Genomic DNA, 8,534 nt, shown 5'->3' on the forward strand with positions numbered 1-8,534 from the left:
CCCTCATTGGCCCCTGGTCGTGATAAAACACGGCCATTACCCGGGGGAGTGCGCCGGCGGAAGGAAATCGGTCAGTGATACTCCGAAAGGACCATCTGCGGGCCGGCACTAATTACAGTATGGGGTATCAGCGGAGCCACCGGGGTTGTCCTGGTTTCCCCCTTGCCGTTTCCTGTTACCATTCTTCCGGTCCTCGCCGGTCGAATCGAGGGCGTTTGCGGTGTCGTTGCTTGTGGATTGATTGGCAGCCGTGATAACCGCCTGTCCTGGTCCTCCCTGCCCGGGGACGGTGGGGGGGAGTTCAGCAGCAGCGGCACCCTGCCAGGCAAGGATGGGGTAGGCTCCGTCAACGATGTTCCAGATAGCGGGGTCCCAGCCGTCGTATGTGGTCTCGTCCCACAACATCTCGGCGGTGGTTTTGCCCTGCCCCTGGGCGCTTGCAGCCTGCCCTGAAGTCTGGATGTCCCAGTAGCTGTCAGTGGTGACCGGATCGTGGCTGGTCCACCCTGACCCGGCCGCCCCGACCAGGCCGCCGACCTCGGAAGCACCGTTCACCGGGCCGATACTGTAGGAGTCGTTGATGGAGCCATAGGCCTGGTTGTTCCCGACCAGGCCGCCGACATCTTCATAGCCGGTTACCGCAGCCGTGCTGTAGCAATTGTTGATTGTGCCCTCGTTCCACCCGACCAGGCCGCCGACATCGTAGTTGCCGCTTATGGTGCCAGTGGTAAAGGATTCGCTGATCTCGCTGTCAAAACCAGTATTGCCCACCAGGCCGCCGGTCTGGTCTCCGCCGGTGATATCCATGTCCACCAGCCCGACCTTGCGGATGGCGGCGCCGCTGTCGCCTTCGAGCCCTGCGAACAGGCCGATATAATCGCTCTCCGGGCGGTTGATATACAGGTTGGAGATGGTATGTTCGTTTCCGTTAAAGAGGCCGCGGAAGAGCGCGGGCGCGGTAATAAGGGCCGTTCCTATCGGGTCAAATCCGAAAAAACCGCCGGTCCCGGCGGGGTTCCAGCCGCGGGTGGCGCTGGCGTCGATATCCGTGCCCAGGGCATAGGTGCCGTCCAGGTTGTTGTCGATGTTCTGCAGGTCGTTGACGTTGTTGACCAGCATGTAGCTGATCGGAACGACGCCAGAGAAATATCCCGGGCTTATATAGTCCGTGGGCGCGGCATAACCGTTCGGCGGATTATAGTAGATCGTGGCCTCGCCTCCGGCTGCCGTATCCAGCCCTACCCACCAGTCGCCGGGGCTGTGGAAGGGGAAGCTCAAGTCCCCGCCGCCGTCGGCATCGGAATCCGACCGGAAGACGACGCTGCCGCCGGATTCGTTGCTTATTTTGTCTCTGACCTCGATATCGTTATGGGCGCTCAGGAAGAGGGTGGTGGGTTCCGCCCAGTTTATGTTGTCCGCGATAATGATGTCTCCTGGCTCTTCTCCCTCGGCCCAGGCATCACTGGTCTGGATGGTGACGTTGCCCTGGTCGAGCTGGTTGCCCAGGGCGGCGCCGGTGGTGTCGCCGTCCACCGGGGCTACAATGAAATTGGTGGGATCGAGGAGCAGGGTGCCGGCCAGGCCTTGGGGCGCCCTGAGGTCGGCCAGGCCCTGATAGGTAAGGTTCCGCCGGCCCGACACCTCGACATTGCCGCCGTTGCCGCCGTCATCGCCGCCCCGGGCGCTGATCCTGCCGGAGAATGCAGTGTCGCCGTCGGACCAGATCACCACATCACCGCCGTCACCAACGGTCAGGGCATCGGCCTTGATAACGGCCCCGGCCGCCACTGTGGCGGATGCGGCATTGCGGATATCAGGGTCGGCGCCCTGGAAATCGCCGCCCACCAGAACCCGGCCGCCGCCGCTGCTGCCCGATGCGTCGACCATTGCCCGGCCGGTGAGGATGACCTGGTTGCCGAGGATCCGGATTTCACCGCCTTGGCCGTGGGCACCGGTCGCGGTCATGGTGCCGGAGACCAGGGTGTCTCCGGCCTCGCTCTCAATCGTTATCTCGCCGCCGTTGCTGCCGGAGGCACTGGTAATGCTTGCGTTATCAAGGGTAACCCCCTGTGAGGCCTTGAAATAGATTTGGCCATTTGTCCCCACCGTGGCGCTGTCAGCGCTGACAATACCACTCTGGGCGATCAGGCTGCCGTAGATTCCCACGGTGCCGCTTTGGGCCACGATCCCGCCGAGGTTCACGGCCCGGTCCTCCGGCGCGCTCACCACCACTGCTATCTCAGGGGTGTCGGCATCAACTATCTGCACACTGTGGCCGGCCGCCAGGAGTACCTCGCCCGCCGGGGACCGGATAATCCCGCTGTTCTCGATATCCGGGGCGATCAGGTAGACCTTGCCGCCATCCGGGGTGGTGATGGTCCCTTGATTGTCAATGAATCCCGAATCCGGACCGTTTCCGAAGAAAAGATTTCCGGACAGGAAATCCCGGTCGGAGATGTCCAGGGTCGAGGCCACCAGTCCGTTTACGTCGATCCGGGAGTCCGGGCCGAAGAGGATGCCGTTGGGGTTGATGAGAAAGACCCTGCCGTTTGATTCCAGCAGGCCGAAAATCCGGGAGGGATTGCCGCCGGTAATCCGGTTAAGGACCGAACTTGCGCTGTTCTGCTGGACAAAACGGACTGCCTCGTTGGCGTTGATCGAAAAATCCCGCCAATGGATGATTGCCTCGGGGCTGTTGGTAATTGTCAGGGTGTTGTCCTGAGCGGCCAGGGAGACCCGGCCGCTCACCACCTGGCTGCCGGAAGGAAGGGCCAGGGTCTGGTGTGGGTATAGCAGGAGCAGGACGGTTGCAAGAAAAAGCTTTGTTGCCATGGGGCAACCTTTATTGTTCCTCTGTTGAGCCGCTCTCATTATAATTTCCTCCAGGTGACAGGAAAGCACTGGTGCGGCCCGAGGCAGGAGAAATGTTGCGGCCGCGCTGGATCAACCGGCAAACCAAATCATGATCCTTCTAATTATGAAACTTCGGCACCTCTGTCAACCAGAATTCCGGATTATGGATCAAGGGATGAGGGTCCCGGAAGTTGTCCATGTTTTTGTTTGAGACAAAAAAAGCGGGGCACCGGGTGCCCCGCTTTGTTAAACTAAAGATGTTGTTGTTGGTCACTTGACGGCTATCTTCCTGGGTTTCTTTTCCTCGGGCTTTTCCACCGTGATGGTCAGAACCCCGTCCTTGTACTCGGCCGCGATCTTGTTCGGGTCTGCTTCGGCCGGCAGGGTGAATGAACGCTGAAACGTTCCGTAGAACCTTTCGCGCCGGTGGTAGGTCTCGTCCTTTTCCTCCTTGTCCACTGTTTTTTCGCCCTTGAGCGTCAGCACCCCGTGTTCAACGTCAACCGTGATGTTTTTCTTGTCAACGCCCGGGAGTTCCGCCTTGATGACAATCTTGTCCTCTTTTTCATAGATGTCAACGGTCGGATGCCAGGCCACCGCGCTCAGACCCTCCTTGTCTCTGTCCTCGGGCAGGAAAAACTCATTGAACAGCCTGTTCATATGATTCTGCAGACCGAATAAATCCGCCCCGGGACTCCGTCTTACCAGTTGCATACGATCACCTCCTGTTCATTAAAGGTTTATTTCCCGTGCAAGCCCCTTTGCCTCCTTACCCCAAAAAATAATGCTTAAAAATCGCATGTCAACCCGTTCACTCTTGTTGGTGATTTTTTCCGGGTCCGGTCTCTTCCCTCGGGGGCGGCGTGGGGAAATTGATCAGTTGCGCAAGGAACCGGGCCCCTTTTTCCGCCTGATCGGCGATCCTTCTGATCTCGCTCAACAGCTCGAGATGGTGTACCATCTTCCGGGTGGAGAGCTGGCCCACCGCCCCGGCCCTGAGCAGGGCACTCTTGACCCGCTGGTACTCCTGGTTGATCGTCTGCAGGCTTGCCTTGGCGGTCTCGGCATCATAATCCGCCCCGGAGGCGTCGGTTTCCTCCAGCAGGCGCACCACCTTTTTCTTGAAATGGCCGATGACCGCGACCAACTCCTCCTGCTCGATCGGGCGGCTTTTCCGCTGCTGTCTGGAGATATTGTGCGACAGCTCGGAGATGGCCTGGTAGTAGCGCGAGACCCGCATGGCATTGGGCAGCTGGTTGTCCAGTTCCGGCGGCAGATCGTTGCGCTGCACCAGGGTGCTGAATTCGCCCAGCGCATCCACCAGCCGGTTCAAGGCGACCCTTTCCTGTTCCTGCCGCAGGTTTGTTTTTTCCTCGCTGCTGATCGCCGCCATGGCCGTCCGCCGGGCAATGGCGCCGATCCGGGCCAGTTCCATGGCCATGGCATGCAGGGCCAGGACCGGGGTGGTGACCACGTTTTTATCCAGATACCGGGGCCGGCCCTCGTCTTCCTCGGTCTCCCGGAACCGCTTGCCCAGGAACGAGACCAGCTGCCCGGTAAAGGGCAGGAACAGGATGACCCCGGCAAGGTTGAAGGTGGTGTGAAACAGGGCCAGGACCGTGACCGGCCCCATCTCCCGGCCGGTGAGATCCAGGAGGCCGGTAACCAGGGAAAGGAGCAGGGGCAGAAAGAGCAGGGCCAGGCACCCGGTAACCAGGTTGAAGGCGACATGGGCGGCTGCCACCCGTTTGGCATTGGCCGTGGCGCCGATGGTTGCCAGGATGGCGGTGGTGGTGGTGCCGATGTTGGCGCCGATCACCAGGGCGGCGGCACTGTTCACGGGAATGAGGCCGCTGCCGGCCGCGGTGAGGATAATGGCCATGGCCGCGCTGGAGGACTGCATCAGAAAGGTGAGAACAACGCCGATCCCGGCAAACAGGACCAGGAGGAGGGGGCCGTTGCCGGTCAACGCTCCCAGTTGGATATGGCCCTCAAGTCCGGTAAAGGCGGTTTTGAGGATCTCGATGCCGAGAAAAAAGATGCCAAAACCGGCAATGGCCTCGCCGGCCCCGGTGTAACGGCGTTGTCCGGCAAGCAGCCTGACCAGCATCCCGATCCCCACCGCGGGCAGGGCGACCACCTTGATATTGGCGTGGAATCCGACCAGGGCCACCAGCCAGCCGGTCATGGTGGTGCCGATATTGCTGCCGTAGATGAGCAGGATCGCCTGGCCCAGGGTCAGCAGGCCGGCGTTGACAAAACCGATGGTGGCCACGGTCACCGCGCTGGAGGACTGGACCAGGGAGGTGATCGAGGCCCCGGACAGAATCCCCCGGAGCGCGGTCTTGGTGGAACCGGTGAGGAAATGGCGCAGGCCATGGCCGGCGCTCATTTTCAGGCCGTCGGTCATCATCATCATGCCCAGCAGGAACAGGCCGAGACCGCCGATGCCTTGCGCTGCCATGGTTATGTAGGTCAGTGTATTCATCCCCTGGGTGTCATCTGGCTCAGCGCATCCCGCGGCGTCGCCTCCGGCCCCGGGGCCGGATGAAGGTCAACCCCAGCAGGCCCAGGCAGATCAACGGCAGCCAGTACAAAACCCGTGTCGTCCTGGTGGTGAGATCGAACGCCTGACCCGGGGTAATCCCTCCTGGTTCGGACAGCTTGCGGCCCAGGTTGCGGACGGCCCGCTTGCCAAGATCGGTTCCCAGTTTCCGGAACAGCCGGATCTCGGTCAGCGCCAGGCCGCCCTTGATATAGAGCAGGCCCGGAAGATCGTTTTGCCGGGAGATATGGCTGACAAAAAGGTCCCCGATCCCGGGAATCCGGGCCATGGAGCCATACAGGGTGCAGTTGACCAGCAAGGCGCCTAAAAAGAGCGCCAGCAGGCCCAGTCGGCAGACGGTTTTCATGGCTTGAGGCGGCCGCTGGCGGCCGGCGCGGGTGACTGGTCTTCCAGGTGGTTGTCAAGTTGATCCATTTTGTTTTTTTGTGGACCCCGGGACTGATGTACTTTATTGTTTTTCCACGACCTGTCTCCTTGGTACCGGCCCTGGCTTGAGCCGCTTTCGGCTCAACTTAACCCACGTTTGCAAGGATCGGGCAGGTTTTTCGTTTAGGTGTCAACCATAATATCTCACAATTGATGAGGAGATGGTAGTGAAAAAGATCAACAAGGGGCAGCTCCGCTGTTTCAAGGCCTATGATGTCCGGGGCCGGGTGCCGGACGAGTTGGACAATGACCTGGCCGGCCGGATCGGCCAGGCCTTTGCCGCTGTTCTAAAGCCGAAAAAGGTGGTCATCGGTCATGATATCCGCCTTTCCAGCCCGGAACTGGCAACCGCCCTGGCCCACGGTTTCCTGCGGGCCGGGGTCGATGTCATTGATCTCGGCCAGTGCGGCACCGAAGAGATCTATTTTGCCGCCTTTCACCTGGATGTGGATGGCGGCATCATTGTTACGGCCAGCCATAACCCGGCTGATTACAATGGGATGAAATTCGTAAAAAAAGGAGCCGTACCGGTCAGCAACGATTCCGGCCTCAAGGAAATCGAACAACTGGCAACAGCCGGGGACCCGGTCGTTGCCTCCACCCCGGGTAAATTGAGCCGGCTCGACAACCGGGACGCCTACATCGACCATATCCTGGGTCATGTCAACCGGCAGGCCCTGAAACCGCTCAAGCTGGTGGTCAACAGCGGTAACGGCTGCGCCGGTCCGATAATCGACCGGTTGGCGGAACAGCTGCCCTTCTCGTTCATCAAACTGCAACACCAGCCGGACGGCACCTTTCCCAACGGGGTGCCCAACCCGCTCCTGCCGGAAAACCGTGAGCAGACCGCCCGGGCGGTCCGGGAGCATCGGGCTGATCTGGGCATTGCCTGGGATGGAGATTTTGACCGCTGTTTCTTTTTTGACGAACAGGGGCGTTTTATTGAGGGCTATTATATCGTCGGCCTGCTGGCCCAGGCCATGCTCCGGCTAACCCCCGGCGCCAGGATCATCCACGATCCCCGCCTCTTCTGGAATACCGTTGAACTGGTCAGGGAGGCGGGCGGGGTTCCGATAATGAGTAAAACCGGCCATGCCTTTATCAAGGAACGGATGCGCCGGGAAGATGCGGTCTACGGCGGCGAGATGTCGGCCCATCATTACTTTAAAAAGTTTGCCTACTGTGATTCCGGGATGATCCCCTGGCTGCTGGTGACGGAGATCATCAGCCGTTCCGGTTGCCGACTGTCGGAACTGGTGGCGGCCCGCCGGGCCGCTTATCCGGTGAGCGGCGAGATCAACAGCCGGGTGGCAGACCCCGATGCCGCGATCAGGCGGATTGAAGAGGCTTTTGCCGGTCAAGACGGTGAGCCGGACTATACCGACGGACTCAGCATGTCATTTGCTGATTTCCGCTTCAATGTCAGAAAGTCCAATACCGAACCATTGCTCCGTCTCAACGTGGAGTCCCGCGGGGATCCCCGGTTGCTGCAAGAGAAGACCGCTGAACTGCTGGCCTTGATCCGGGAGTGACGGAAGTCAGAAGACAGAGGACAGAAGACAGTGGACAGAAGACGGAAGACAGTGGACAGTGGACGGTGGACAGTGGGCGGTGGACGGAAGACGAAAAAAACCGTGGGCAATGAAAAATGATATGGAGCGATGATCATGGTCCGGATATAATATTCCCTGACCCCTGACCCCTGATAAGGAGTAACCCCATGAAGCGTTCTCCCGTGGTTGCCGATCGATTCTATCCCGGGGACCCTGCCGCGCTCACCGCGGAACTCACCCGCCTGGTCCCTGATATTCCCTTGGCCGACCGGCAACCGGCCCTGGCCGTAATTTCGCCCCATGCCGGGTATTTTTATTCCGGCGCAGTGGCCGGAGAGACCCTGGCCCGGGTTGAGGTCCCGCCGGATGTGGTTATCCTCGGCCCCAACCATCATGGTCAGGGCGCTGATCTGGCGGTGATGGGTGACGGAGTCTGGCAGATGCCCATGGGCGATGTGCCGGTCAACCGGGAACTGGCCGCTGCGATCACCGAGTCATCACCGCTGTTTGTCAATGACGACCTGGCCCATCGCTTTGAGCATTCCCTGGAGGTCCAGGTCCCGTTTCTCCAGTTTCTTCGCAAAGAACTTGCCATTGTTCCCATCGTGGTCTCCCACCTCTCCTATGGCGCCTGCCAGGAGGCCGGCAAGGGGCTGGCCGATGCGATCCGGCAATACGGCAAACCGACCCTGATCGTGGCCAGCACCGACATGACCCATTACGAGTCGCGGCAGTCGGCCGCAATCAAGGACCGCCGGGCCATCGATTATATCGAGAAGCTTGATCCCCGGGGACTGTACCAGACCGTGCTCGGTCAGGGGATTACCATGTGCGGGGTGATTCCGACCACAATGGCCCTGATCGCGGCCATTGAACTTGGCGCGGAGCGCACGGAACTGGTCCGCTATACAGACTCCGGCGAGGCCAGCGGCGACACCCGGCAGGTGGTCGGGTATGCGGGTATTATTATTGTCGGTCTCGCAACAACCCGCTCGACGGACGTGATTCGTCTTGTAACTTGTTGATTTTATTGGGTGGCATTTGAAGCCTTTCGGGTTGTTACGGGTTCATCATTATTGTCGGTCTCGCATCAATCCGCTCGACGGACGTGATTCCCCTTGCAACTTGTTGATTTT

The 8,534-nt window shown here is 60.2% G+C and carries 6 protein-coding genes; 2 read left to right on the forward strand and 4 right to left on the reverse strand.

All coding sequences use genetic code 11. The features are described from left to right. Positions 1 to 108: 108 nt before the first annotated feature. From L3J03_06025 to L3J03_06040, 4 genes are all read right to left on the reverse strand, one after another. Positions 109 to 2,832, reverse strand: coding sequence for a filamentous hemagglutinin N-terminal domain-containing protein (locus L3J03_06025; protein ID MCF6290533.1), 2,724 nt, complete (start codon positions 2,830 to 2,832; stop codon positions 109 to 111). Positions 2,833 to 3,123: 291 nt separating this feature from the next. Next, positions 3,124 to 3,567 (reverse strand): Hsp20/alpha crystallin family protein, encoded by a 444-nt coding sequence (locus L3J03_06030; GenBank protein ID MCF6290534.1) that lies wholly within the window; start codon positions 3,565 to 3,567, stop codon positions 3,124 to 3,126. 97 nt (positions 3,568 to 3,664) lie between these two features. Further along, complete coding sequence (locus tag L3J03_06035; GenBank protein MCF6290535.1) at positions 3,665 to 5,341, reverse strand: Na/Pi symporter; 1,677 nt, start codon at positions 5,339 to 5,341, stop codon at positions 3,665 to 3,667. A 19-nt stretch (positions 5,342 to 5,360) separates the two neighbouring features. Next, positions 5,361 to 5,765, reverse strand: coding sequence for a hypothetical protein (locus tag L3J03_06040; GenBank protein MCF6290536.1), 405 nt, complete (start codon positions 5,763 to 5,765; stop codon positions 5,361 to 5,363). A 241-nt stretch (positions 5,766 to 6,006) separates the two neighbouring features. Between L3J03_06040 and L3J03_06045 the strand changes: the two genes are divergently transcribed. Together L3J03_06045 and amrB are read left to right on the forward strand one after the other, a co-directional pair. Further along, positions 6,007 to 7,377, forward strand: coding sequence for a phosphomannomutase (locus L3J03_06045; protein ID MCF6290537.1), 1,371 nt, complete (start codon positions 6,007 to 6,009; stop codon positions 7,375 to 7,377). Between the two features lie 188 nt (positions 7,378 to 7,565). Then, positions 7,566 to 8,423, forward strand: coding sequence for an AmmeMemoRadiSam system protein B (gene amrB, locus L3J03_06050; protein MCF6290538.1), 858 nt, complete (start codon positions 7,566 to 7,568; stop codon positions 8,421 to 8,423). Positions 8,424 to 8,534 lie beyond the last annotated feature (111 nt).

It is taken from the genome of Desulfobacterales bacterium, assembly GCA_021647905.1.
Lineage (GTDB): Bacteria > Desulfobacterota > Desulfobulbia > Desulfobulbales > BM004 > JAKITW01.